The sequence below is a fragment of the Staphylococcus sp. FSL K6-0223 genome (genome assembly GCF_038008285.1).
Window position 1 is genome coordinate 824,585 of record NZ_JBBOYX010000002.1, and the last position, 25,241, is coordinate 849,825.

Here is a 25,241-nt window from a genome sequence, read left to right on the forward strand (position 1 = left end):
ACCTCCTAAGTTAAATATGACATAAATGATGTTGCTAAACCGAAGTAAATTAACATACTTACAATATCATTTATAGTAGTAATGAAAGGACCACTTGCAACTGCTGGGTCTATTTTAAATTTATTCATGATTAATGGAATCATAGAGCCAACTAATGTTCCGACAGTCATTGCACATGTAAGACTGCCTCCAACTATTAGTGCTAATAAAGGTTGTCTATATATAACTACAATAATTAAGAATAGTACCACTGAACAAACTAAACCAGATAGAAATCCACTTCCAGCTTCTCTTAAAGCTATTTTAAATTTACTTTGTTCATTAATTTCACCAGTAGAAATATTACGTACAGAAACGGCTAAGGATTGAGTACCTGAATTACCAGACATACCACTAATAATTGGAATAAACGCAGCTAATAAAGCGACTTGAGATAATGTATCTTCAAAACTTCCTAAAATAGTAGCAGTAATCATTCCTAAGAAAGTTAAGACAATTAGCCAAGGAAGTCGTTTACTGGCTGTTTTGATAACTGAATCACTTGTAGAATCGATATCAGATACACCGGCTAAACGAGAGTAGTCTTCACTTGCCTCTTCATCCATTACGTCTAAAATATCATCAATAGTAATGATACCTAATAGGTGGTTCTGATAATCAACAACTGGCACTGCAATAAAATCATAATCTCTTATGACCTGAGCAACATCTTCTTGGTCATCAGCCACATTCACACTAATGACACGTTCGCTCATCACATCTTCGATATAAGAATCATTTTCAGCGGTTATCAAATCTCTTAAAGAGAAAACCCCTACCAGTTGTCCCGCTTCATTAACAGCGAAAATAACATAAATCGTTTCAGCATCAGGTGCTTGTTCTTTTACATGCATTAACGCTTCTTTCACTGGTGTTGTGGATTTTAATGAGATATATTCCGTTGTCATGATACCGCCAGCTGTATCTTCTTCGTAATGTAATAAAGCTTTTATTTCATTAGCTTCATCTTTATCCATTAATGTTAGTAAGCTAGCGACTTTAGATTTTGATAATTTATTTAAAATATCAACTGAGTTATCATAAGACATTTCCTCTAATACATGACTTGCATAATTGGCATTAATTTTATCGAAAAGTTCTTCGTAATCTTCGTCATCAATATCTAATTGATCAAAGAAATTAGCAACTTCTTTAGGTGATAAGAACTCAAATATTTTTTGTCTATTATTATCATCAGTGTCTTCAAAGTATTCACTTTGATCGTAATTATGCATTGCTAAAAATTCATCTCTAAATTGGTCGATGTCATTTCCATCTAATAATCTATTTAATAATTCTTCATCATATACGTCTTCGCGCACTTTATCTTTAATCTCTGTGTCGTTAGACAATATTCACACCTCCAAAGCATATTTATTATAGCACGTTAAATAATTGAATTAATTGTTTGTAATCAACATTTATTGTGATTTTATTATGTTTTATGGGATGAACGAACTTAAGTGAACAACATTGTAAACTTTGCCCCTCAACTAGACGATGTATGCCACCATATAAATCATCTCCTACTATTGGGTGACCCATAAATTGGAAATGAACTCTGATTTGATGGGTTCGTCCTGTATGAAGTTTCACTTTACATAAACTCAAGTTATTATTTTGAGCGATAGTGTAATAACTAGTCTTAGCATATTTTCCTTTATCGGAGACCTTTCTTGTAATAATACTTTCGTTGTCTCTAGCAATTGGTGCTTCTATAACACCTTCAGATTGAGTACGACCATAAGCTAAACATATATATTCTTTTTCAAATTTCACCTTTGAAAATAAATGATGAATGTGTCCAAACTTGGCAAATAAGACGAGCCCTGATGTATTACGATCTAATCTAGTGACAATGTGCGGATTTGTCTGCTCATCTTTATTCATCAAATAAGCTAATACTTGCTCTACTAAACTCTCATGAGGATGTTCCCTAGAAGGTGCACAGTTTTGTAATTGAGGTTTATTAACTATAAGTATAAATTCATCTTCGTATACGATATCTAAAGGTTTTGGATAAGGTAACAAATTTGAACTCGGTGTTTCAATTGGCATATGAACTTCAAAGTAATCTCCGATAGCCATCTCTTTTCTAACTGTTACAGAACGTCCATTTACAGATAAAGCGCCATTATGTTTAATGGCGCTAATAGTCTTTTTAGAGTAATCATTTCTTTGTAAGAAAGATTTAACAGTTTCTGATTTCTCGATAACATATTTGAAAATCATCTTTCATCATCACTTGATATGAATGAATCATGAACTCTTTTCCAAAAAGGAAATGGTCGAAATCTAGCAAACCTTACTTTTTCATTTGCTACTCTAAATTGAATGGCATTTACATTTTTATGTTTAATACTTACGTGATCAATAGTTGTCCTAATCGTGTCATGATTAACAGGCGTAATTAAACAAGTATGATGTTTAGGTAGAACTAAAGGAGATCCTACTGTTCTAAACACCCTATTATTTATAGAAGCTATTTCAGCAATTTGCATTGCTTCTAATGATGGATGTATAAGCGCTCCACCTAAGGCTTTATTGTAAGCAGTTGAACCGGACGGTGTTGATATACATAATCCATCTCCCCTAAATCGCTCAAAATGTTTACCACGTATATTAACGTCCACAACTAATGTTGAACCATTTTCTGTTTTCATTGTAGCTTCATTTAAAGCAAGATATCGTGTTTCATATCCATTGTCGTTATACCTCACAATTAGTTCTAATAATGGATATTCTATCACTTGAAATTCAGTATTATTTATTTCAATAATCAACTTCTCAACTTCATGAGGTAACCAGTCTGCATAAAAACCTAAATGACCGGTGTGAATCCCTACAAAGGCGACTTTTGATAACATATGACTATATTGATGAAATGCCTGTAGTAACGTTCCATCACCACCAACAGATATGACAATTTCAGGATTTTCACTATCCTCTACCATTTGAAAATCCTTCATATGATTAATCATTTTATGCTTTAATGCATTCGATTTCGAATCACCTTTAGTTAGGATTGTATAACGCATCATCTACACCTCATTAGTCATTTTCATGTTTCTTCGCACGTTTCTGAGTATAATACTTCTGTGCCTCTTGAATTTCATCTTTTATTTCAGACATTTCTTCATCTAATAAATATGCTGCTTCTGCTGCTCTTTCCAAACGATGTTGTATTTCATCAGGATAGTCTCCATCGTATTTATAACGAAGAGTATGTTCTATTGTAGCCCAGAAATTCATAGCTAATGTTCTTATTTGAATCTCAGCTAGAATATGTTTTTGTCCGTTTAATGTTTCAATAGGATATTTAATAATTACATGATAGGAACGATAGCCACTTTCTTTAGTATTACGGATATAATCTCGTTCTTCTACGACTTTGAAGTCTCTTCGTTGCCTTAATATATTAACAACAATATCAATATCATCCACGAACTGGCACATCATTCTTAATCCAGCAATGTCATACATTTCTTCATGTAAGCGGTCGAACGGAATACCTCTTTTATTTGCCTTATCGATAACACTTGATATAGGTTTAACTCTTCCTGTAACAAACTCGATAGGTGACGTGTGTTCACCTACTTCATATTGCTTACGCAAACCTTTAAGTTTTACCTTTAATTCATCTACCGCTTGTTTATAAGGTGTTAAAAATTGATCCCACTGGTTCATTTTGTTTCACTCCGCTTCACTCTAGTTCGAAAGTTTTTTCAACAGCTGAAACAAACTCCTTACCATAGTTATTATTTCCTTCAATATTTTCTAATATGTAATCTAGTTCTTCTTGGAAATGTTTCAATTCTAAATCGTTATTGATGATAATCTTCTTATCTCTATTTTCATGTAACAGTGACCATGTCTCTTGCACAAAGATTAGATAAGAATACGATTCACCGTCATCTAATAGATATGCGAATCCATAATTATCACTATCAACAAGCATTTGTCCAACTTCCTCTAGACCATCTGTTGGGTCCTCTGAGAAGCAATAAATGCCATCATCTTTAACTTTAATTTCATTTATATAAATACGCATGCCTGTCTTCCTCCTTATTCCATACTAGTTTAACATAATATACGCTTACAAAACACGCCACAACTTGCATTGAAATCTTAGATTAAATTACAGATTTTCATTTTCTTTCAAGTAATTTATATATTCCGAAGTCTACATACGTTATAAGTTAATTTTCAGAGTTAAAACGACTTCACAAAATTTTTCACAAACTTAAATGTGCTATTAAATTACTTTAATTTATAGAAGAAATTCGTCATAATTGTAAATGCTTTAAATATGAACAAAAGTAAATGATTGAGGTGTTTACAATGGCAACAAATAATGAAATTGAGTTCAAACAAATCTTAACCAAAGATTTGTACGATAAAATTTTTAACACTTATTTTAAAAATGAAAAACCATTTAGCCAAACTAATTATTATATTGATACTATAGATTTTAAACTTAAAGATCATCGTTCAGCATTACGTATCAGAGTTAAAGATAATACATATGAAATGACTTTGAAGGTACCTGCTGAAGTTGGATTAATAGAGTATAACCACACAACTGATATTAAACCAAAGATGAATGATTCAATATCAAACTCCAAACTACCAGATGATATAAGAAATATTATTGAAGGACAATTTAATGTTTTAGACGAAGAATTAGTTATTTTAGGGGATTTAACAACATATAGAATAGAAACTCAATATCAAAACGAATTACTTGTATTAGATAAAAGTGAATACCTAAATAAAGTTGACTACGAACTTGAATATGAAGTTAGTTCGTACGATGAAGGTTATGAAAAGTTTAAACAATTACTTCAGGAATTCGATATAAAACATAAAAAACCTTTAAATAAAGTACAAAGATTCTTTGAAGAAAAGAAAAAAGCAAGTGATAAATAGCAATATGTTCCGAAAAGGCAAATTACTTTCAAATGTAAAAATTCATGTTATATTAGATATATATTAATGGAACACGGTGATATTATGTCTAAAACACCTTATGAGTTAGTAGGTCAAGACGCTCTGTATCAAATGATTGACTATTTCTATTATCTAGTCGAAAGAGATAATCGTATTAATTATTTATTTCCAGGGGACTTTAATGAAACAAGCCGAAAGCAGAAACAGTTTTTAACTCAATTTCTTGGAGGCCCTGACTTATATACTCAAGAACATGGACACCCCATGTTAAAAAGAAGACATATGGAATTTACAATTACTGAATATGAGCGAGATGCATGGTTAGAAAATATGTATACTGCGATTCAATATGCAAATTTCCCTGCAGGTGTTGGTGAGTATTTATTTGAAAGATTACGCTTAACTGCAAACCACATGGTAAATTCCGAAAAATAATTGTAGGTGAAAATACATGGCTGAAGAATTAAGAATATTGGATAACAAGAGTCGTGAAGATGCTAATCTATCACCTGTAAGTAAAATAGAAATTTATTCTTTTTTTGATCCTTTTAGCAAAGAATGTTTTAAGCTATCAGCTATATTATCAAAATTAAGAATTGAATATAATCAATATATCCGAGTAAGACACATTTTAAACCCTTCCTTGAAAGTTTTAACTAAGTGTCAGGCTCAAAGTACATCGGATTTCGATAACATTGCTCTGGCATATAAAGCAGCTGAATTACAAGGACGCTTGAGGGCTGAAAGATTTATTCATTTAATGCAAAATGAAATCATACCTAAACGCGATATCATTACCGAAGATATGATTTGCGATTGTATTAATAATGCAGGTATTGATTATCAAGTATTTAAGGAAGATTTACAGAAGAGCAAGCTTACTGACAGCCTAAAGGTAGATCTTCATATTGCTAGAGAAATGGACATTGAGCAAGCGCCCTCTCTTGTTTTCTTTAGTGAAGACGTCCAAGAAGAAGGTTTAAAAGTTGAAGGTTTATACCCATATCATATCTATACTTACATCATAAACGAATTAATGGGAAAACCTATTGAGAAGAATCTCCCACCTAAATTAGAAGTGTACATTCAAAAGAAACAATTAGTAACGATGGAAGAACTTTTAACTATTTACGAGTGGCCAGAAAAGTTACTTAATAAAGAATTAAAAAAACTTTCCTTACAACAAAAAGTTGAGAAATTACAATATCCAGAAGGCGATTTTTGGAAATCAAAAATGCCTTAATAATTTAATGCAAAAAGACGGCTAGTAAAATAAAACTAGCCGTCTTTTAGTATTTATATTGAAAATCATCTTATACTCTTTTATGTATAGGAACTGCATAATTTACACATCAGAAAATAGTATTTTAAAATTAAATATAAAAAAACGCCGTGTCTGATTACACGACGCTAAACAAAGGGGATGGGAGAAATTTTTCACTTCAAACAAAGGGGTATGTTTGTTATGTGATTAATTTCATGTTCATAATATAACACGGTGCATACCCCTTTTCAACCTTTGTTTAATTATATACATAAATTGTCACAATCTGTTCAAATTGAAAGCGAATACACTCGTACTAAGCTTTCATAAGTTTTTCAAATGCATCTAATTTTTGTTCAAATACTTCACACGCTTCTTCAATAGGTTTAGGTGTAGTCATATCTACGCCTGCATTTTTTAGAATTTCTATTGGATAGTTTGAGCTACCTTTTTTCAAGAATTCATTAATATATCTTTCTACAGCTGGTTTACCTTCTGATAAAATTTGATGACTTAAACTTTGTGCTGCACTATAACCTGTAGCGTATTGATATACATAATAATTCATATAGAAGTGTGGTATACGTGACCATTCTTTACTAATATCTTCATCTGTTTCAACAGCATCTCCGAAGTATTGCTTATTAAGCTTCGCATACTCTTCATTCATTCGGTTAGGTGTTAATGGTTCGCCCGCCTCTTCGATTTGGTGAATTTTATGTTCAAATTCAGCAAACATAGTTTGACGGAATAAAGTAGCTCTAAAGCGTTCTAATTCTTGATTTAACAATAACAATCGACGCTGGTCGTCTAAATGTTTATCCATATAGTCACTTAAAAGCGCTTCGTTACATGTAGATGCGACTTCTGCAACGAATATCGTATAATCACTTAAGTTTGAAGGTTGATTTTGACGACTGAAATAACTATGAGCTGAATGACCAAATTCATGTACTAAAGTGTATAAATCAGAAACAGTATCTGACCAATTTAATAAAATGAAAGGATTTGTAAGATGTGCTCCTGAAGAATAACCTCCAGAGCGTTTACCTTTATTTTCATAGACGTCAACCCATCGATTGTCTAAACCTTCTTTAACAACGTTTAAATATTCTTCGCCCATTGGTTCGAGTGCTTTTAACATCCACGATTTAGCTTCTTTGTATGGCATATCAAATTTCACATCTTTAACTAGAGGTGTGTAGAGATCATACATTTTTAAATCTTCAATGCCTAATAACTCTTTTCTTAATTTAGTGTATCTGTGAAGTAATGGAAGATACTTATGCACTGTTTTGACTAAATTATCATATACAGCCTCTGGGATATGATTGTTACTTAAAGCACGCTCACGAGCTGAATTATAATGATGCGTTCGAGCATTAAATACATTTTTCTTCACTTCTCCTGCTAGTGTTGCACCTAATGTATTGTTATGTGAACCGTAAGCTTTATATACATTTCTAAATGCTGATTCTCTTAATTTACGATCATCAGACTCTAAATATTTTATAAAAGTACCTTGCGTTAACGGATGTGCTTCCCCATCTTTATCAATGGCATCCTCAAATTCTAAGTCTGCGTTACTAAACATTCCATAAACATTTGAAGGTGTAGATAAAGCATCTTGTGCTTCTGTTAATAGTTTCTCTGTGTCTGCATCTAGAATGTGTGGACGTTTCTCGTTAATTAATTTTAAGTCGAACTCATATTGTTTTAATTTATCAAATGAGGAAACAAATTGTTCAATAGTAGACTGATCTAACTGTAAAATTTCAGGCACTAAAAAGCTCCATGCAGAACTGTATTTAATTACTAATTGATGTGCACGCGCTTCTAGACCAGTATATTTATCATTAGCAGTATCTTGGTCTTGCTTTAAATGAGCATAGACATAGACTTTTTCAAGTTTAGTTCCTAATTCATCTTCAAGTGCTAAGGCATTATATAAAGTTTCAGCACTATCACCTAAATGTCCTTTGAATTGTTCTTCCTTACCTAACTCATTCTCTACTTCCTTGAACGCCTCCTCAAAAGCCTCGTCGTTTTCGAAAATCGTCGTTAAGTCCCATGTATACTCAGGATATTTACGTTCCTGCTCTTCTCTTGTTAATTGTTGACTCATAAAGTAAACCTCCTTGATTATATCAATAATATAATTTTCTCATTTTAAGATTGGTTTTGCACGCTTAAACATCTGTTATAATACATTTTCTCGAAGTCATTTAACAAATCTTTTAATATAGTCAACTTATGATACTTATAGTATGAGAAATATCTGAATTTAATGATAGACATTAATAAGTCACAACTTTGATGTCTGTCATATTTACGTCTTAATAATAGATAATTGAGTTGCCATTCAACTGGGTGTGTTTCAATATATATTTGATTTGGAAATATAAAACCTGTATTTATACATACTTCATTATCATTCATTTGTAGCTGATATATTGCACTTAGAGTTGGTTCAAGAACCGAATTTTTCCTTCTACACTGTAGAATATAATTATTGATTGTTCTTTTAGATAATTTATAGATTTGTGCTTGTTCTGATTGATATGTATTGAAAAGTTGTTTAATTTGTATGGTATGTTTTTTGCAAATAAATTTTTTTCCAGCGATATTTTGAAGGTGCGTGTAAACTATGAGTCTTGATTTTGTGAAGTCCCAGGTTATTAGGGTACGATGAATAGGATTAATAAAAGTAGTTTGAAATTGTGTAAGTTCAATAAAATCCCCTCTTTTTTTCACATCATTGATTATCCAATAAACCTTTAAGCCTATACTTTTTAAACCAAGGGTTCTTTCAATTATTTCAGTCGTACTAATTGTGGAACACTGAATTTCGATGGCGTGTCTTTGGTTAATCACTAAATCAGGATATTGCTTGATACATTTAAAAAAGGGTTCAATATCAACATCATAATTTATTGCTTCAAATTTTTGTGCTAATAGCATTTTTAATTGGTAATGATTATACGTTTCAGCTTTATAACAAAGTCTAGTACTTTTAACTTTATGTGCAAAATGAGGTATAACTTTAACTCCATGTCGTAATATAACTTCCCCTAGACAATAAGGACACCGATATATTTGATTTCTCTTCGCATTTTTCGCTAAAACTCGCTCATTCATTCTATTCATTGCTATTAACATTTCATCACCTCATATATAACAACGAGGAGAACAAAATTTTTACTTTAAAAATTTATAAAAAAACAAGGCACCTTAATTTGGTACCTTGTGAGATAAATCGTGTTATTCTTCTGAGTCTGTAAAATATCTACGAACTTGAGAAGTAACATTATGACTCATGATAATTTTGGCATAGTCATTTAAGTATACTTCCGTTTTATCTGTTGGATAAGCAAACTCTAATAATTGACTATAGCTATCATTAATAGTTTCTTGGCTTACAGAGTCATCAAAATGAACTGAATAATAGTAGTGATTATCAATCATATATAATAAATCTTCATATTCAGTAGTATTTTGGTTATTATGATATGCATAATTAATAACATGTTCTAAATCATCAAATTTAACAATTACAGTTCTTACGTTAGCACGTTTATGAGTTCGTTGATTATTTGCCTGTTGTTCAGCTTTTTTCTGTTGTTGACGTTGCTCAAATAATTCTTCTAAATTATCTTCACCATCTAAGGTTTGTGCTAATAATTCATTCACTTGATCATCAAATTGATCATTTGTATCTTCATCTGACATGTTCATTGCGTCTTCATTTTTAGATTTAGAGATGGTCACTTCCACGCCTTTTTCAAAAGCATGTACTTGAATCCATAATGGACCTTCTACCACGAAATCTTCTTCTTCATTAATTTCATCCATCATTGACCAGAAGAATTCTTCACCGCGTTTACGGTTAGTCCATAAGTCTTCACGATTAAATCCTCGTGCTTCAATGTCGCTATATGTTATAAACAATTTAACTGTTGTGTCATCAACGCGTTCTATTCTCATATCATCTCACTCCTTACAGTCGATGAATAGTAACCATATTGTATTAGAACGGAACGTAAATTACAATCTATTTGTTTGATTAAATTTAACTAATTTTAATCGGTAATCTATATTAACATATTCCCTATTTATTTAACAAAAAACTACTACTTTAGAAGGTACTATAACATGCAAAAAACAACACTATTAACAATGAATAGTGTTGTTCTTAATCTTTAAGTAAAGTGATAATATCACATAGTTATGTTAGTTATTAATCAACTAAACGTTGTGCTTCTTGTAATTGGAACGTACGAACTTTTCTTGGTAAGAAACGTCTAATTTCATCTTCGTTATATCCAACTTGCAAGCGTTTGTCGTCTAAGATAATAGGACGACGTAATAATCCTGGGTTATCTTGAATAATAGAATATAAATCTTGTAAAGGTAAAGAATCAATATCTACATTCAATTTTTGATATGTTTTAGAACGAGTTGAAATAATTTCATCTGTTCCGTCTTCAGTCATTTTTAAAATTTGTTTAATTTCATCAATTGTTAAATGTTCAGAAAAAATGTTACGCTCCGTATATGGAATGTCATGTTCTTGTAACCATGCTTTCGCTTTACGGCAAGATGTGCAACTTGGTGAAGTAAATAATGTTACCATACATCTCACTCTCCTATAGAATGAATTAAATTCATTATTTTAATATTATTATCGATTTAAGAAATTGAATTTTTAAGCTTTCTTAATCTTACACTTAATAGTATAACTATCTAAGATTAAAATTAAATGAGAAAATCCTAATTTTTCTGAGAAATCTTGAAATTCATCAAATTTTTTAATTCGCTTTTAGTATATACCCAGTTATATTATTATTTTAACACAACTTACATTTTAACGAAATACTGTTATAATGTTATCTAAACAATATTAATTAGAAAGTAGGCATCTAATATGGAAACTTTATTTTCAGGAATTCAACCGAGTGGTATTCCTACTATCGGCAACTACATAGGTGCGTTAAAACAATTTGTAGATGTACAAGATGACTATGATTGTTTTTTCTGTATTGTTGACCAACATGCCATAACGGTACCACAAGATCGTTTGAAATTACGTAAACAAATTCGTCAATTAGCAGCAATATATTTAGCTACAGGAATTGACTCAGATAAATCTACTTTATTTATTCAATCTGAAGTCCCTGCACACGTACAAGCTGGTTGGATGCTTACAACAATTGCTTCTATTGGTGAACTTGAACGTATGACACAATTTAAAGATAAAGCACAAAAACGGGTTGATGGTGTACCAGCAGGATTATTAACATATCCACCTCTTATGGCTGCAGATATAGTAATTTATAACACTAACATTGTTCCAGTTGGCGATGATCAAAAGCAACATATGGAACTTACCCGTAATTTAGTAGATCGTTTTAATAGTCGTTATAATGATGTCTTAGTAAAACCAGAAATTCGCATGCCTAAAGTTGGAGGACGTGTGATGAGTTTACAAGACCCAACTAAAAAAATGAGTAAAAGTGATGATAATCAGAAAAACTTTATTTCACTACTCGATGAGCCAAATGTGGCAGCAAAAAAAATTAAAAGTGCCGTAACAGATTCTGATGGCATTATTAAATTCGATCGTGAAAATAAACCAGGTGTTTCAAATCTTTTATCTATATATTCAGGTCTAACTGATGAACCTATTAAAGATATTGAAGTTAGATACGAAGGTGAAGGTTATGGCAAATTTAAAGGTGATTTAGCAGAGATCGTTAAAGACTTCTTGATTAATTTCCAAGAGAAATATGAGAACTTTTACAATTCTGATGATTTAGATGACATCTTGGATAAAGGGCGAGACAAAGCTCATAAAGCTTCATTTAAAACATTGAAAAAAATGGAAAAAGCCATGGGATTAGGACGTAAAAGATAATATAAAAATGAAAACAATAGCGTTTCTGGACTAACTATCCAGAAACGCTATTGTTTTAAATCAACTTAATTTTTCTTGCCTGTTTCTCTATCAATAGATTTATCAATATAGACATTTTTTAATGTAGTGTCAGGACCAACCACATGATAAATTAAACCTTTTACTTGAGGGTTAGTTAAATGCGCCTCGCCTTTTTGATAAATTGGAGCAATAGGTGCATCATGGAGTAATAATTCTTCCATACCTTTCATAGATGCGTTTCTTTTGTTTATATTTTTTAATAATTTATCATTCACATTATTAAATGAAGTATCATAAGATGAATCATTCCACCCAGTATTATTTTGAGGATTATCTTTAGTCATTGTTCCTAAATATGAAGTTGGATCTGAATAGTCCGCTCCCCATCCACTAAGTGATGCTTCATAATTCATCTTTGTTTCTAATGCTATTCTTTGTTTAAAAGGCAATTGCTTTATTTTTAATGTTATCCCAGGAAGATTTTTTTCAACTTGAGATTTTATATACTCTGCAGATATTTTTGCATCAGGAGTATCTTCAGTATTCATTGTAAAAGTAAATGTTTTTAATTTTAATTCTCTTTTTGCTTTTTCCCAATTTTCTTTAGCTAGTTTAGGATTGTATTCTAGAGGTGAATTAATAGTTGAAGCGTAATCTTTATCACCTTCTACTTTAGCCACTCCTTTTGCAGTTAATGTATTCGAAGGTAAAGAACCATCATTTTTAACTGCATCAACATAACCTTGTTTATTTACTGACCTTGCTATTGCTAAACGTAAATTCTTATTACTAAATTCTTTTACTTTCTTTTGATTTAATTTAATGTAGAAGTTTCCTGAAGTTATTCTTTTTTTCAAAGCTGGTGAGTCTCTATACTTATTGACCTGATCAGCAGTTATCAAAGTATCATCTATAGAACCTGTCTCATAGAGAGAGGCTCCTACCTGTTTATCTTTCAATACTTTGTAGTTAACTTTCTCCAACTTAACATTTTTCTTATCCCAATAATTATTATTTTTTGATAATAAAATTTTATCTTCATGTTTCCATTTATCAACTTTAAACGGACCATTAAACACAGTTTTTTCTACTTTGGTTCCGTATTTTTCACCATATTTTTCAGAAATTTTTTCATCCTGAGGATAGAACGTACTTAATGTTAGAAGTTCATTAATGTATGGTATAGGTCTATTTAATTGTATTTCTAGTTTATGTTTGTTAATGGCTTTTATACCTAAAGACTCAACTGGCTTTTTACCAGCATTAATGTCGTCAGCGTTTTTAATATCCGTCATGATATAAGCATATTCAGATCCTGTTTTAGGATTAACTACTTTTCTCCATGCATAAACAAAATCATTAGCTGTTACATCATCGCCATTACTCCATTTAGCATTTTCCTTTAAATCAAAGATTAAAGTTTTTCCATCTTTAGATTTTTTAGGCATACTTTTAGCAATGGCCAAAGTTGCTTTATCATTTTTATCTAATGAAAATAACCCTTCAAAAGCTTGCTCTGCAATATCGTTGGATACAGAATCAGTAATCATTGCAGTATCGAGTGTTGTCATGTCTTGTGGTATAACTTTTCTAAAGACTTGTCCTTCATCAGAGTACATGCCCTTATTTTGAGAACATGAACTTAAAGTCAAAATTGATATAATTAGAATTATCGTTGCTCTAAAATATTTATTCAATTCCATCAGCCTCTCTTAATCTACTTTGATATTTTCGTAGATGCCTGTATTTCTCTTGCTCGCTTTTCAGTAGTAAGTATGAAATGCTGCGAGTTAATCTCGTACAAAGATTTTTCAATTTCTTGATCAGTATCTTCATAAATATTATTGATACGTGTTTTTTCGTAATTAGGATCTAATTTGGGTATTGAATTAAATAATGATTTAGTATACTCGTGCAATGGATTCATAAATATTTCATCACAAGAACCAATTTCAACTATTTCCCCTGAATGCATTACTGCAACTCTATCGGAGATATACTTAACCATAGATAAATCATGTGCAATAAATAAAATTGTTAATCCTTCTTCTTCTTGTAATTTTAATAGTAGGTTTATTATTTGCGCTTGGATAGAAACATCTAATGCAGATATTGGTTCATCGGCAATTATAAATTCTGGTTCAACTGCTAACGCTCTAGCAATACCTATCCTTTGCCTTTGTCCACCAGAAAATTCATGTGGATATCTATTAGCATGCTCTTTATTTAATCCCACTTTAGCTAATAATTCATATACTCTTTGTTCTCTTTCAATTTTATTTTTTGCTAATTTATGTATATCTATGCCCTCAGCTATAATGTCCATTATTTTCATTCTCGGATTAAGTGAGGCATAAGGATCTTGAAATATCATTTGAATACGCTTATTTACTTTCAAAAAGTCTTTTTTTCTTTTTAAATTATGTATTTCTTGTTTATCAAATATTACTTCGCCATCATCATTATTGATTAAATTTATTATAATTTTACCTAATGTAGACTTTCCACATCCTGATTCCCCTACTATTCCAAATGTCTCACCTTTAAAAATTTCAAATGAAACATTATTTAAAGCTTTCTTTTTATTTATTTTTTTTAAATTATAAGTTTTACTTATGTTTTTAATTTCACATAGAACTCTTTTATTCTCCACCAGCTGACACCTCACTCAATAACCGTGGCATTTTGTAATTTAGTGGCATTTTTCTTCTTTTTCTTTTAACAACAATAGGAGGATCTACCTCTGCTGCTCTTTCATCTAACAACCAAGATTTAACGTTATGTGTTGGAGATATAGCATATAAAGGTGGTTCTTTTTTAAAATCAATCTCCATAGCATAATCACTTCTTCTCGAAAAAGCGTCCCCTTTAGGCGGGTTAAGCAAATCGGGAGGTGTACCAGGTATTGAAAGTAAGGTTTCATTATCTTTTGAATCTAAATCAGGCATTGATGATAATAATCCCCAAGTATATGGATGCCGTGAATCATAAAATATTTCCTCAACACTGCCAGTTTCAACAATTTCCCCTGCATACATTACAGCTACTCTATCAGCTATATTTGCTACAACACCTAAATCATGAGTTATAAATATAATAGATGTATTAATCTTCTTTTGTATTTCCTTCATCAAGTCTAGAATTTGAATTTGAGTAGTAACATCAAGGGCTGTAGTTGGTTCATCAGCAATCAATAACTTTGGTTCACATGCTAAAGCGATAGCGATAACAACCCTTTGTCGTTGACCACCAGAAAACTGATGTGGATATGAATTAAAAATTTCTTCGCTTTTATCTATTCCTACTAAATTTAATAACTCCAAAGCCCTATTTTTCGCATCTTTTTTATTCAGCTTCTTATGATATATTAGGGGTTCCATGATTTGTTTTCCTATTTTCATAGTAGGATTAAGTGAAGTCATAGGATCTTGAAAAATCATCGAGATTTCTTTCCCTCGTATTTTACTTAATTCTTTATTATTTTTAATAGCTAAATTATCTCCTAAAAATAAAATTTCACCTTTTTTTATTTTCCCTATATTTGTATCAAATAATTTAGTAATTGCCTTAGTAACTACTGATTTTCCAGAACCTGACTCACCTACAATGGCCAATGTTTCTCCCTCTAAAACATGAAAATCTACATTTCTAACTGCTTGTATTTCACCATCTTCAATAAAAAAAGAGACTTTTAAATTTTTAACATCTAGTATTTTGTTAACCATCAACTCATACCTCCTTACTTACGCATTTTGGGATCAAATGCATCACGCAATCCATCACTAAATAAATAAAAGAATAAAATTAATAAACTCAATATTGTTGCAGGTATAAATAGTTCATGTGGGTGAATTAGTAACATTGCTCTACCATCGTTCACTAGTGAACCAAGAGAAGTTTTAGGTGCTGGCACACCTATTCCAATAAAACTCAAAAAAGCTTCAAAAAATATTGCATTTGGAATGGTAAACATAGAGGTAACTATTACTGCTCCAAGAGTATTCGGTAATATATGTTTAAAAATAATTCTTAAATTTGAAGCACCCAATGCTTTCGATGCTAATACGTACTCTTGATTTCTTAACTTTATAAATTCTCCACGAACTACTCTACTCATACCTAACCAACCAGTAACGGTCATTGCTAAAATAATAGTCCAAATAGAAGGTTCAAATATTAATACAAACAATATCACTATTATCAAAGTAGGAATTGAAGCTAAAATCTCAATAATTCTTTGCATAACCATATCTATCTTGCCACCATAATAACCTGATATAGCACCATACATAACACCTACACATATGTCTAAAATTGCTGCTACTATACCAATAAATAAAGATACTTGAGTACCTTTCCAAGTGCGAGCCCATAAGTCTCTTCCTAATTGATCAGTACCGAACCAAAATTTTTCATTAACATTTCCTTTTTTATATGTATTGTCTCCATTAAAATCAATACCATCGAATGGAAGAAATTTCACTTTATCTAAAACCGGCATCTTAGCTGGAAGATTTCTATATTGAATATTTTGATCTGCATAATCATACTTACTTATTGAAGGACCTATCAAAGCTAAAAGAATAATTATTATAAGTCCTACTAATCCTACTATAGCTAGTTTATTTCTTTTCATTTGTGTCCAAGCGTCTTGCCAAAAATTTTTAGATTTTCTAGTTATTATATTATCTTCTACTGTTTTTTTATTTTTGAAGGTAAAGTCTTTATCACTAAAATTATTTATTAAATTACTTTTACTCATCTATTTACCTCCTTTAACTCTAATCCTTGGATCAATTATTCCGTACAAAATATCAACTACAAATATAGATACTATGAAGAATGAACTAAATAATATGGTAATTGCCATAATTAAAGAGAAATCATTAGTAGCTATAGATCTTACGAATTGATCACCTAATCCTGGTACACCAAAAATATTTTCAATTGTTAATGTTCCAGTCATTATGCTAGCAGTCATAGGAACTATGACAGTAATTACCGGTATTAATGCATTTCTCAAAGCATGTACAAAGATAATTTTATATTGAGGCACTCCTTTAGCATAAGCTAAAAGAATATAATCAGAATTAAGTACTTCAATCATTTCAGATCTGATATACCTTGAAACAGTAGCCATAACGATAGCTGATAGAGACAAAGATGGTAAAACTATTGTAGGTAGTCCTTCCCACCCAGCAACTGGAAACCATCTTAATTGAACTGAAAAAACGTTTTGCAAAAGTACTGCTAAAACAAATGAAGGAACTGAGACAGCGATTACTGAAACAGTAGTCGCTAAATAATCTATCCATGTATTTTGTTTTATCGCTGCTATTACACCAAGAAATAAACCTAGTAAAATACCAATTATCACTGCAATCAATCCCATTTCTAATGATGGAATTAACCTAGGGCTTATTAGATCCCAAACCGGCTGATTGTGATATTGAAAAGAATTCCCGAAGTCTCCACTTACTACATTTTTCAAATAGTTTAGATATTGAACACCAACTGGGTCATTTAATCCATATTTTTCCGCTAATATTTGCTTTTGTTCAGGAGATAATTTTGCATCATTGAAAGGTGAACCAGGCATCAATTTCATTAAGAAAAAAGTTATGCTGATAATTATGAATAAAGAAACAAACATATATCCCAAACGTTTTAAAAAATACGATTTCAATTTTACCACTCCTTTTTTCAGAATATTATGTATATTATAAATAGCAACTTATATTATACGCAATATTTTTCTGATATATTTTTTAATTTTACTAATTCTTATGTGGTTTTTAACAAATTCTGAAATTTCTCCTAAAAAAACGATCCTGTTTTTAACTATACAGCACCGCTTTTAGGATAATTATTTTTTTATTCTTTGCATTTTTTCTAAGAATAGATTAATCGATATAAAATCTTTTAGGGTAATGTCTATCCTACTCGGTGATAAACAATCCTTAAAATTTAATACTACATTTCGAAATTCTATCGTTAAGGTAAAAAATGTATATTATACACAATGGAGGTGTGCGTCTATGTTTTTTAAATCAGTACGAATAGGAATTGCAATGACACCATTATTATCACTTGTCATTTGGTTATTCACCAAACATAAACTTTTAGATTTCATTAATATTATATTTTATGTATCCTTAATCATTTTTATAATCGTTTTTGCTTTACTCATCGTTCAAGAAGGAATTTTCGATACAACCAGTTATGGTTTTCGTCGTTTAAAATTTCAACTTTCTTCATCTAAGAAAAACCAAACCATAAAAGATGATGAGTTTTTTAACCCTAAACACGCTAAAAAGGACCACTACATGATTTCTTCATGGGTGATCCCTATATTGATTATTAATCTCTTATATTTAGTTTTAGCTATTGTTATTTCTTTTTCCATATAAAAAATCTTCAAGTGAGCCATCTATAAACTCACTTGAAGATTTTTATTTATATACAATTAGTCTTGAAATTTCTTAAATACTAATACAGCATTATGTCCACCGAAGCCTAAACTATTACTCATAGCGTAAGTAATATCTAAGTCTTCAGCTTTATTAGGAACGAAATCTAAATCGCATTCTTCATCTGGTGTGACCGCGTGAATGGTAGGTGCGACTTTAGAGTCTCTAATTGATAGTGCTGAGAAGATGGCTTCAATACCACCTGTTGCACCTAATAAGTGACCAGTCATTGATTTTGTTGAACTTACTTTTAGAGATTTTGCAGCTTCTCCAAATGTATTTTGGATAGCTTTAACTTCATATAAATCGCCTACAGGCGTACTCGTACCATGCGCGTTTAAGTATTGAACGTCTTTTGCTTCAATACCTGCATCGTCTAAGGCAGCTTGCATAGCTCTTGAACCACCTTCACCTTCTGGAGCTGGTGCTGTGATATGATATGCATCTCCAGTAGAACCATAACCAACGATTTCAGCATAAATTTCAGCTCCACGCGCTTTAGCAGAATCTAATGATTCAATAACCACGATACCTGCACCTTCACCCATGACAAAACCATCACGGCCTTCTTGGAATGGGCGACAAGCTGTTTCTTTATCATCATTTGTAGATAAAGCTCGACTTGCGCTAAACCCAGCAATTGCCATGTGAGTAATTGGAGCTTCAGTACCACCTGTAATCATCGCATCAGCGTCACCACGCTGGATGATTTTAAATGCTTCACCAATTGAATTTGTACCAGTTGCACAAGCTGTAACCGTAGCACCATTTGGACCTTTAGCACCTAAGTCTATTGAAACTTGTCCAGTTGCCATGTCAGGAATTAACATTGGTACAAAGAACGGGCTTACACGACGTGGGCCTCTTTCAACAAGTGTAGTATGCGCAGTTTCAAATGTTTCCATGCCACCAATACCTGAACCAATCCAAACACCAATTCTATTAGCTGTTTGATCATTGATATCTAACTTCGCATCTTGTACCGCTTCTCTCGCAGCAACAACGGCATATTGTGTGAAACGATCCATACGACGTGCTTCTTTTTTATCAATATGATCTTCAATATTAAAGTCCTTTAGCTCACCTGCTAGATGAACATTATAATTTTCGGTATCTAAACGTGTAATTTTATCGATACCATTTACTCCTTTTAATGCGTTTGCCCATGTTGTTTTAGCATCGTTACCGATTGGAGATAAGGCTCCGATACCCGTTATAACAACTCTATTATTTTTACTCATACGTTATCCTCCTATTTTCCCCATTTGATAACGATTGCGCCCCATGTTAAGCCTCCGCCGAAGCCAACTAAGACTAAAGTATCGTCATCTTTAATTTTTCCGTTTTGTAACTCTTGATTGATACTTAAAGGTATAGAAGCAGCTGAAGTATTACCATATTTATTCACCGAAACACTCATTTTCTCTTTTTCTATACCCAATCTCTCTCTCGCAGATTCCATAATGCGAATATTTGCTTGATGAGGGATAAATAAATCAATGTCATCTGACGTTAAACCTGCTTTATCTACTACACGTGTTGATGCATCACCCATGATTCTTACAGCAAATTTAAATACTTCTCTGCCATTCATTTTTAATTTACCAGTTTCTTTGTCTAAATATAAATATTTTCCACCGCTACCATCAGAACCCATTTCATAACTGATGATTCCACGGCCTTCAGAAACTTCACCCATCACTACTGCACCAGCACCATCACCAAATAAGACAGCAGTTGAACGGTCAGTTAAATCCGTTATTTTGGATAGTTTGTCAGCACCTACAACTAATATATTTTTATAATCACCAGATTGAATATATTGTTTAGCAGTAATCATTGAATACATAAATCCAGAACAAGCAGCAAGTTGATCCATAGTTGCTACTTTGCCAGTTCCTAAACGTTCTTGTAGTATATTAGCTACGCTTGGAAACGGCATATCGCCTGTTGCAGTTGCTACAATAATCATGTCTATATCTTCTGGTTGAATACCAGCATCTTCAATTGCTTTTACACTCGCATTGTACGCTAAGTCAGATGTGTCTTGATCTTCATCTGCCCAGTGTCTTTCTTTAATACCAGTCATTTTAGAAATCCATTCATCTGAAGTTTCTAAAAATTGTTCAAAATAGGCATTGTCTACAATGTTTTCCGGAGCATAAGCACCGAAACCTTTAATACCCACGTTCATGGTCGTACACCTTCTTAAATAATTTTTTAATACCAGGTATTAATTTAACACATTTTTGTTTTCAAACTCAAGTAGATTCATTTTTATACCTCTTTTCAAAAGTAGCGTTTTAGGCATATCTATGACCTCAAAACCTTTAAATAGCTTAAGTGATTAATAACAACAATTTGCTCATAATAATTATATGATATCCTTAATCCTAAAAAGGTTAAAATTATAGGACTTAATCCTTGATTACTACTATACAAACTTAAATATTTCACTTAAAATAGAGTTATCGATTTTATAAGCGGAGGTTATAGGCAATGAAATACCTCATGACATTTATTTGGGCAGTATTGTTGCTTGAAATGGTTAACTTCGTATTGAATAGCCTTAACAGTGGTCCAGCGCTTAATGTAATTAATCCAATCATTATGGCTGTTGTATTCACAATTTTTATCGCTATTTTAGGTGCGGTTATGAAACCAAGCAAAGGTTCAGATCAATACGATTCATAGTAATATTTATAAAAAGACGAGATACGATGACTTAATTGTTCATACGTATTCTCGTCTTTTTTTTACCAAAATGAAGTTTTATTATTGTTTATGAGGAAGATGCCCTATCCCTTAAACTTTTCTACCTACTAAATTAATTTTTGCTTTATCTAATAATTTAGAATCAACTTGATGTAATAATTCATTTAACATAGAAGGTATTTTTTAAATTAAGCTTTTCACTTAAAGCATAAACTACAAGTTCATAGTAATGATCTTTGTCTGGAGGCGTAGGCCCTACATAATGATTTTCAATATCTGAAAAGTCTTCAGCTAATAAACCTGTTGCAAAGCTGTTCTTACCTTGTACAAAGTCACCTTTAATTCTAGAAAGGTCTTCAACAATATCTATTGTATCGCTATTTACACTCACGTTAGCAACTGCCCAATGAATCCACGGGAAGCCACATACTGGAATAGCATCATAATCTATTAATGTCCAAGCAATATATTTTGTACCGAATGGTAAATCTTCTACAGTAAATGGAAAAGATTTAATTGGGTTATTATGTATTAGTTGAGTAGGTTGTGCACCTGCAGCATAGTCATAAGGTATAATGTTGTTGTTAAAATTAGTGTTGATTTTCATGTTGTCTTCTCCTTAGTAATAAAATTATTATTATATAAATGATATAAAGCATCAATATATACAATAGAACGTATTAAATGGATCCTAGAGAATATAAATAACCACCTAATATAAAAAAAGATGTATTTATAATGAAGTATAAGTTTTCAGCATTATTTAAAACTTGCTTTAAATAAGAAGTATTTGATATTCCTTTTATAGTTTGAGGTCGGGTTAATCCTGAAGATATACCTAAAAATACCATACTTATTAAAATTAATTTTATTTGACCAGTAAAAAAATAACACTAAAAACGCTAATAAAGATATCTCCGAAAGATATTTAAAGTTTAAATATTCTATTAAATATCTAGAAGCTAAGTACCCAGATATAGTATAGCAAGATAATATATAAACGATTTCAACTTATTAATTAATAAATCAGAACATATTGTTCCTCCTGTCTCTTATACTTATATTTATTATAGAAAGAAAACCAAATATTTGGAGAATTTTATTGATACATTTAAATCATTTATAAAGAAAGAGCAACTTTAAAAAATAAATCCAAGAAAGTGACTTGCACACACTTTCTTGGATCTTTGTTTGATTCATTCTATTTAATTAAATTCTTTCTGGTTTTTCAATGTCAAATTGTAATTCATTGTCAGAATTTAAATCTACTTTAATTGTTGTACCTTCAGGTAGGCTTTCTTTAATCATCATGCGGGCAAGTGGTGTTTCGATTTGTCTTTGAACAAAGCGTTTTAATGGTCTAGCACCGAATTGTGGTTCATAAGCCTCTTCACCTAGCCATTTTTTAGCTTTATCAGATACTTCAATTGAGATTCGTTGCTCTAATAATCTAATGTTTAATTGAGTTAAGATTTTATCGACAATCATACTCATATCACTAACTGATAATGGTTTAAATAATACAATATCATCCATACGGTTTAAGATTTCAGGTTTGAAATAAGCATGTAAACTATCCATTACCGCTTTCTCAGTACTTTCGCTAATTTCTCCAGCGTCTTTAACGTTTTCAAGTAACACTTGTGATCCAATATTACTTGTCATGATGATAATTGTATTTTTGAAATCAACACTGCGTCCTTTAGAGTCAGTAAGTCGACCTTCATCTAATATTTGAAGTAGCACATTGAAGACATCGCTGTGCGCTTTTTCTACTTCATCTAATAAAATAACTGAATAAGGATTTCGTCTAACTGCTTCAGTTAATTGTCCGCCTTCATCATGACCAACATAGCCTGGAGGGGCACCAATCAAACGAGAGACTGCATGTTTTTCCATATATTCACTCATATCAATTCGAATCATGTGTTTTTCAGAATCAAATAGTGAAGCAGCAAGTGATTTAGCTAATTCAGTTTTACCTACACCTGTTGGTCCTAAGAATAAGAAGCTACCAATAGGTCTATTTGGATCTTTGATACCTGCACGTGCTCTAACTACTGCATCAGAAACCAAGTCTACTGCTTTGTCTTGGCCAACGACACGTTCGTGTAAGATGTCACTTAAGCTAAGAAGTTTTTCACGTTCAGTTTCTACAAGTTTAGATACTGGAATACCTGTCCATTGGCTTACAATATCTCCAATTTCTTCATCTGATACAACTTCACGAATCATTCTTTCGCTATCCTCACCTGTCTCGTCTTGGTAAGCCTCTTCGAATTCTTTTAATTCTTTTTCTAATTGAGGAATTGTACCATATTGTAGTTCCGCAGCTTTCTCAAGGTCGCCTTTAGTTTGAGCATCTTCTAATGCTTGTCGGCTACGGTCTAATTCTGCACGTTTTTCTTGTACTTTTGCAATTTTTTCTTTTTCTTGTTCTACACGAGATTGTAAAGATGCTTGTTTTTCTTTTTCATTAGATAACTCTTCTTGTAACTCCTCTAAACGGTGTTTACTTGCGTTGTCAGATTCGTTTTTTAAAGCACTTTCTTCAATTTCTAATTGCATTACACGACGGTTGACTTGGTCTAATTCAGTTGGGTTAGATCCCATTTCAGTACGAATTGTAGCGCAAGCTTGATCGACTAAGTCAATTGCTTTATCAGGTAAGAATCTATCAGTTATATATCTATCGGATAATTCTGCAGCTGCAACTAGAGCGCGGTCTTGAATACGCACACCATGATAAACTTCATAGCGTTCTTTCAAACCACGTAAAATGGATATAGTATCTTCTACATCAGGTTCACTCACACCAACTTTTTGGAATCGACGTTCTAAAGCGGAATCTTTCTCAATATATTCTCGATACTCATTAAGTGTAGTTGCTCCAATACAATGCAATTCACCACGTGCTAACATTGGTTTAAGCATATTTCCAGCGTCCATTGCGCCATCAGTTTTACCAGCGCCTACTAACATGTGAATTTCGTCAATAAAGAGAATAATTCGACCTTCTGATTCTTTTACTTCTTTAAGCACAGCTTTAAGTCGTTCTTCGAATTCCCCTCTATATTTCGCTCCAGCTACTAAGGCACTTAAATCTAATTCGAAAATGGTTTTATCTAACAATGATTCAGGAACGTCTTTTTTAACTATACGTTGTGCTAGACCTTCAACTATAGCTGTTTTACCTACACCGGGCTCACCAATAAGTACGGGATTGTTTTTAGTTTTACGACTTAAAATACGGATAGAGTTACGTATTTCTTCATCTCTACCAATAACAGGATCCATTTTTCCTTGGCGAACTTCTTCTACTAAGTCGCGACCATATTTTTCTAAAGCTTCGTAATTTACTTCAGGATTTTGAGATGTCACATGATTTCCTCCTCTAATTTTAGTAATGATTTCTTTAATAACTTCAGTTTTATTTCCAACATATTGTTGAGTCGTTTCATCAATATCCATAGCAGCACGCAATAAATGTTCCATAGAAATAAATTCATCATCATATTCTTTCATATAAGTTTCAGCTTTATTTAGTAAATCATTCGCTTTTTGACTTATATACTGACCATATTGAACATTATCGCCTTGTACTGTTGGATAATTTTTTAATTTATTTTCATAAGCTTTCGATAATTGATCAACATCAACATTTGCTCTTTCTAATACGCTTTTAAACAAACTTTCATTTTCTTCTAAAGCAGCTTTTAATAAAGCTTCGATTTCAATATTTTGTAATTCATATTCTTTGCTTGCTTCAACGGCTTTTTGTAAAGCTCCTTGAACAGCGTAAGTCATTTGATTAATATCCAATTGTTATCACCTCTATTATTTAGAGTAGGTCAAAATTGATTTTTGA

The 25,241-nt window shown here is 31.7% G+C and carries 23 protein-coding genes and 1 pseudogene; 6 read left to right on the forward strand and 18 right to left on the reverse strand.

Annotated elements, in window-relative coordinates; all coding sequences use genetic code 11:
- Positions 1–5 precede the first annotated feature (5 nt).
- From mgtE to MHI13_RS14880, 5 genes are read right to left on the reverse strand one after another with little or no spacing between them, the layout of a single operon-like run.
- Positions 6–1,391 carry a magnesium transporter gene (gene mgtE / locus MHI13_RS14860; RefSeq protein WP_023350579.1) on the reverse strand — a complete coding sequence of 462 codons (1,386 nt, stop codon included), beginning with the start codon at positions 1,389–1,391 and terminating at the stop codon, positions 6–8.
- Between the two features lie 25 nt (positions 1,392–1,416).
- Complete coding sequence (locus MHI13_RS14865; RefSeq protein ID WP_047796036.1) at positions 1,417–2,271, reverse strand: RluA family pseudouridine synthase; 855 nt, start codon at positions 2,269–2,271, stop codon at positions 1,417–1,419.
- Positions 2,268–3,077 carry an NAD kinase gene (locus tag MHI13_RS14870; RefSeq protein WP_030065108.1) on the reverse strand — a complete coding sequence of 270 codons (810 nt, stop codon included), beginning with the start codon at positions 3,075–3,077 and terminating at the stop codon, positions 2,268–2,270. The genes MHI13_RS14865 and MHI13_RS14870 overlap by 4 nt, the downstream gene beginning before the upstream one ends.
- A gap of 13 nt (positions 3,078–3,090) precedes the next feature.
- Entirely contained in the window at positions 3,091–3,726 is a 636-nt protein-coding gene (locus MHI13_RS14875) for a GTP pyrophosphokinase (protein ID WP_002433078.1), read from the reverse strand.
- Positions 3,727–3,742: 16 nt separating this feature from the next.
- Positions 3,743–4,090 (reverse strand): UPF0738 family protein, encoded by a 348-nt coding sequence (locus tag MHI13_RS14880; RefSeq protein ID WP_002433336.1) that lies wholly within the window; start codon positions 4,088–4,090, stop codon positions 3,743–3,745.
- Between the two features lie 290 nt (positions 4,091–4,380).
- Here MHI13_RS14880 and MHI13_RS14885 point away from each other — a divergent pair, with 290 nt between their 5' ends.
- The 3 genes from MHI13_RS14885 to yjbH all read left to right on the forward strand — a co-directional run bounded on the left by MHI13_RS14885 (position 4,381) and on the right by yjbH (position 6,232).
- Positions 4,381–4,968 carry a CYTH domain-containing protein gene (locus MHI13_RS14885; protein ID WP_064210340.1) on the forward strand — a complete coding sequence of 196 codons (588 nt, stop codon included), beginning with the start codon at positions 4,381–4,383 and terminating at the stop codon, positions 4,966–4,968.
- An 84-nt stretch (positions 4,969–5,052) separates the two neighbouring features.
- On the forward strand, positions 5,053–5,424 hold the full coding sequence (locus tag MHI13_RS14890; RefSeq protein WP_030065104.1) for a truncated hemoglobin YjbI: 372 nt from the start codon (positions 5,053–5,055) through the stop codon (positions 5,422–5,424).
- 16 nt (positions 5,425–5,440) lie between these two features.
- Positions 5,441–6,232: a protease adaptor protein YjbH gene (gene yjbH, locus MHI13_RS14895; protein WP_002433191.1), complete on the forward strand. Its 792-nt coding sequence runs from the start codon at positions 5,441–5,443 to the stop codon at positions 6,230–6,232.
- A gap of 337 nt (positions 6,233–6,569) precedes the next feature.
- On the opposite strand, the gene pepF is transcribed toward yjbH, so the two are convergent.
- The 4 genes from pepF to spxA form a co-directional block, all read right to left on the reverse strand.
- Positions 6,570–8,378, reverse strand: coding sequence for an oligoendopeptidase F (gene pepF / locus MHI13_RS14900; RefSeq protein WP_064210341.1), 1,809 nt, complete (start codon positions 8,376–8,378; stop codon positions 6,570–6,572).
- Between the two features lie 44 nt (positions 8,379–8,422).
- On the reverse strand, positions 8,423–9,412 hold the full coding sequence (locus MHI13_RS14905; protein ID WP_064210342.1) for a competence protein CoiA: 990 nt from the start codon (positions 9,410–9,412) through the stop codon (positions 8,423–8,425).
- A gap of 102 nt (positions 9,413–9,514) precedes the next feature.
- On the reverse strand, positions 9,515–10,237 hold the full coding sequence (gene mecA / locus MHI13_RS14910) for an adaptor protein MecA (RefSeq protein ID WP_002433124.1): 723 nt from the start codon (positions 10,235–10,237) through the stop codon (positions 9,515–9,517).
- Positions 10,238–10,490: 253 nt separating this feature from the next.
- Positions 10,491–10,886 (reverse strand): transcriptional regulator SpxA, encoded by a 396-nt coding sequence (spxA, locus tag MHI13_RS14915; RefSeq protein WP_001829294.1) that lies wholly within the window; start codon positions 10,884–10,886, stop codon positions 10,491–10,493.
- 291 nt (positions 10,887–11,177) lie between these two features.
- Here spxA and trpS point away from each other — a divergent pair, with 291 nt between their 5' ends.
- Positions 11,178–12,167 carry a tryptophan--tRNA ligase gene (trpS, locus tag MHI13_RS14920; protein WP_002433373.1) on the forward strand — a complete coding sequence of 330 codons (990 nt, stop codon included), beginning with the start codon at positions 11,178–11,180 and terminating at the stop codon, positions 12,165–12,167.
- A gap of 65 nt (positions 12,168–12,232) precedes the next feature.
- Here the strand turns inward: trpS and MHI13_RS14925 are convergent, their stop codons facing one another.
- The 5 genes from MHI13_RS14925 to opp3b are packed head-to-tail and all read right to left on the reverse strand — an operon-like array spanning position 12,233 to position 17,874.
- Positions 12,233–13,891: a peptide ABC transporter substrate-binding protein gene (locus MHI13_RS14925; RefSeq protein WP_047796031.1), complete on the reverse strand. Its 1,659-nt coding sequence runs from the start codon at positions 13,889–13,891 to the stop codon at positions 12,233–12,235.
- A gap of 14 nt (positions 13,892–13,905) precedes the next feature.
- On the reverse strand, positions 13,906–14,844 hold the full coding sequence (locus MHI13_RS14930; protein ID WP_064210386.1) for an ABC transporter ATP-binding protein: 939 nt from the start codon (positions 14,842–14,844) through the stop codon (positions 13,906–13,908).
- Entirely contained in the window at positions 14,831–15,913 is a 1,083-nt protein-coding gene (locus tag MHI13_RS14935) for an ABC transporter ATP-binding protein (RefSeq protein ID WP_064210343.1), read from the reverse strand. The genes MHI13_RS14930 and MHI13_RS14935 overlap by 14 nt, the downstream gene beginning before the upstream one ends.
- Positions 15,914–15,927: 14 nt before the next feature.
- Positions 15,928–16,950, reverse strand: coding sequence for an oligopeptide ABC transporter permease (gene opp3C / locus MHI13_RS14940; RefSeq protein WP_047796029.1), 1,023 nt, complete (start codon positions 16,948–16,950; stop codon positions 15,928–15,930).
- Complete coding sequence (opp3b, locus tag MHI13_RS14945; RefSeq protein WP_153019916.1) at positions 16,951–17,874, reverse strand: oligopeptide ABC transporter permease; 924 nt, start codon at positions 17,872–17,874, stop codon at positions 16,951–16,953. It lies immediately after the preceding gene.
- Positions 17,875–18,226: 352 nt separating this feature from the next.
- On the opposite strand from opp3b, the gene MHI13_RS14950 reads away from it, so the two are divergent.
- Positions 18,227–18,598, forward strand: coding sequence for a DUF3899 domain-containing protein (locus tag MHI13_RS14950; protein ID WP_064210344.1), 372 nt, complete (start codon positions 18,227–18,229; stop codon positions 18,596–18,598).
- A 56-nt stretch (positions 18,599–18,654) separates the two neighbouring features.
- Here the strand turns inward: MHI13_RS14950 and fabF are convergent, their stop codons facing one another.
- Both fabF and MHI13_RS14960 read right to left on the reverse strand, forming a co-directional pair.
- Positions 18,655–19,899, reverse strand: a complete 1,245-nt coding sequence (gene fabF / locus MHI13_RS14955) for a beta-ketoacyl-ACP synthase II (protein ID WP_064210345.1) — start codon at positions 19,897–19,899, stop codon at positions 18,655–18,657.
- A gap of 11 nt (positions 19,900–19,910) precedes the next feature.
- A complete protein-coding gene (locus MHI13_RS14960; protein WP_002433345.1) occupies positions 19,911–20,852 on the reverse strand; it encodes a beta-ketoacyl-ACP synthase III in 942 nt (313 codons plus the stop codon).
- Positions 20,853–21,157: 305 nt separating this feature from the next.
- Between MHI13_RS14960 and MHI13_RS14965 the strand changes: the two genes are divergently transcribed.
- Entirely contained in the window at positions 21,158–21,352 is a 195-nt protein-coding gene (locus tag MHI13_RS14965; protein WP_002433216.1) for a YjzD family protein, read from the forward strand.
- A gap of 111 nt (positions 21,353–21,463) precedes the next feature.
- On the opposite strand, the pseudogene MHI13_RS14970 reads toward MHI13_RS14965, so the two are convergent.
- Positions 21,464–21,980 (reverse strand): annotated as a pseudogene (locus MHI13_RS14970) (YbhB/YbcL family Raf kinase inhibitor-like protein).
- 602 nt (positions 21,981–22,582) lie between these two features.
- Entirely contained in the window at positions 22,583–25,195 is a 2,613-nt protein-coding gene (clpB, locus tag MHI13_RS14975) for an ATP-dependent chaperone ClpB (protein WP_064210346.1), read from the reverse strand.
- Between the last annotated feature and the right edge of the window lie 46 nt (positions 25,196–25,241).

Coding starts and splice junctions, on each gene's coding strand:
- MHI13_RS14865 (WP_047796036.1), bottom strand. CDS start 2,271: ATGATTTTCAAATATGTTATCGAGAAATCAGAAACTGTTAAATCTTTC.
- MHI13_RS14870 (WP_030065108.1), bottom strand. CDS start 3,077: ATGCGTTATACAATCCTAACTAAAGGTGATTCGAAATCGAATGCATTA.
- MHI13_RS14875 (WP_002433078.1), bottom strand. CDS start 3,726: ATGAACCAGTGGGATCAATTTTTAACACCTTATAAACAAGCGGTAGAT.
- MHI13_RS14880 (WP_002433336.1), bottom strand. CDS start 4,090: ATGCGTATTTATATAAATGAAATTAAAGTTAAAGATGATGGCATTTAT.
- MHI13_RS14885 (WP_064210340.1), top strand. CDS start 4,381: ATGGCAACAAATAATGAAATTGAGTTCAAACAAATCTTAACCAAAGAT.
- MHI13_RS14890 (WP_030065104.1), top strand. CDS start 5,053: ATGTCTAAAACACCTTATGAGTTAGTAGGTCAAGACGCTCTGTATCAA.
- yjbH (WP_002433191.1), top strand. CDS start 5,441: ATGGCTGAAGAATTAAGAATATTGGATAACAAGAGTCGTGAAGATGCT.
- pepF (WP_064210341.1), bottom strand. CDS start 8,378: ATGAGTCAACAATTAACAAGAGAAGAGCAGGAACGTAAATATCCTGAG.
- MHI13_RS14905 (WP_064210342.1), bottom strand. CDS start 9,412: ATGTTAATAGCAATGAATAGAATGAATGAGCGAGTTTTAGCGAAAAAT.
- mecA (WP_002433124.1), bottom strand. CDS start 10,237: ATGAGAATAGAACGCGTTGATGACACAACAGTTAAATTGTTTATAACA.
- spxA (WP_001829294.1), bottom strand. CDS start 10,886: ATGGTAACATTATTTACTTCACCAAGTTGCACATCTTGCCGTAAAGCG.
- trpS (WP_002433373.1), top strand. CDS start 11,178: ATGGAAACTTTATTTTCAGGAATTCAACCGAGTGGTATTCCTACTATC.
- MHI13_RS14925 (WP_047796031.1), bottom strand. CDS start 13,891: ATGGAATTGAATAAATATTTTAGAGCAACGATAATTCTAATTATATCA.
- MHI13_RS14935 (WP_064210343.1), bottom strand. CDS start 15,913: ATGGTTAACAAAATACTAGATGTTAAAAATTTAAAAGTCTCTTTTTTT.
- opp3C (WP_047796029.1), bottom strand. CDS start 16,950: ATGAGTAAAAGTAATTTAATAAATAATTTTAGTGATAAAGACTTTACC.
- MHI13_RS14950 (WP_064210344.1), top strand. CDS start 18,227: ATGTTTTTTAAATCAGTACGAATAGGAATTGCAATGACACCATTATTA.
- fabF (WP_064210345.1), bottom strand. CDS start 19,899: ATGAGTAAAAATAATAGAGTTGTTATAACGGGTATCGGAGCCTTATCT.
- MHI13_RS14960 (WP_002433345.1), bottom strand. CDS start 20,852: ATGAACGTGGGTATTAAAGGTTTCGGTGCTTATGCTCCGGAAAACATT.
- MHI13_RS14965 (WP_002433216.1), top strand. CDS start 21,158: ATGAAATACCTCATGACATTTATTTGGGCAGTATTGTTGCTTGAAATG.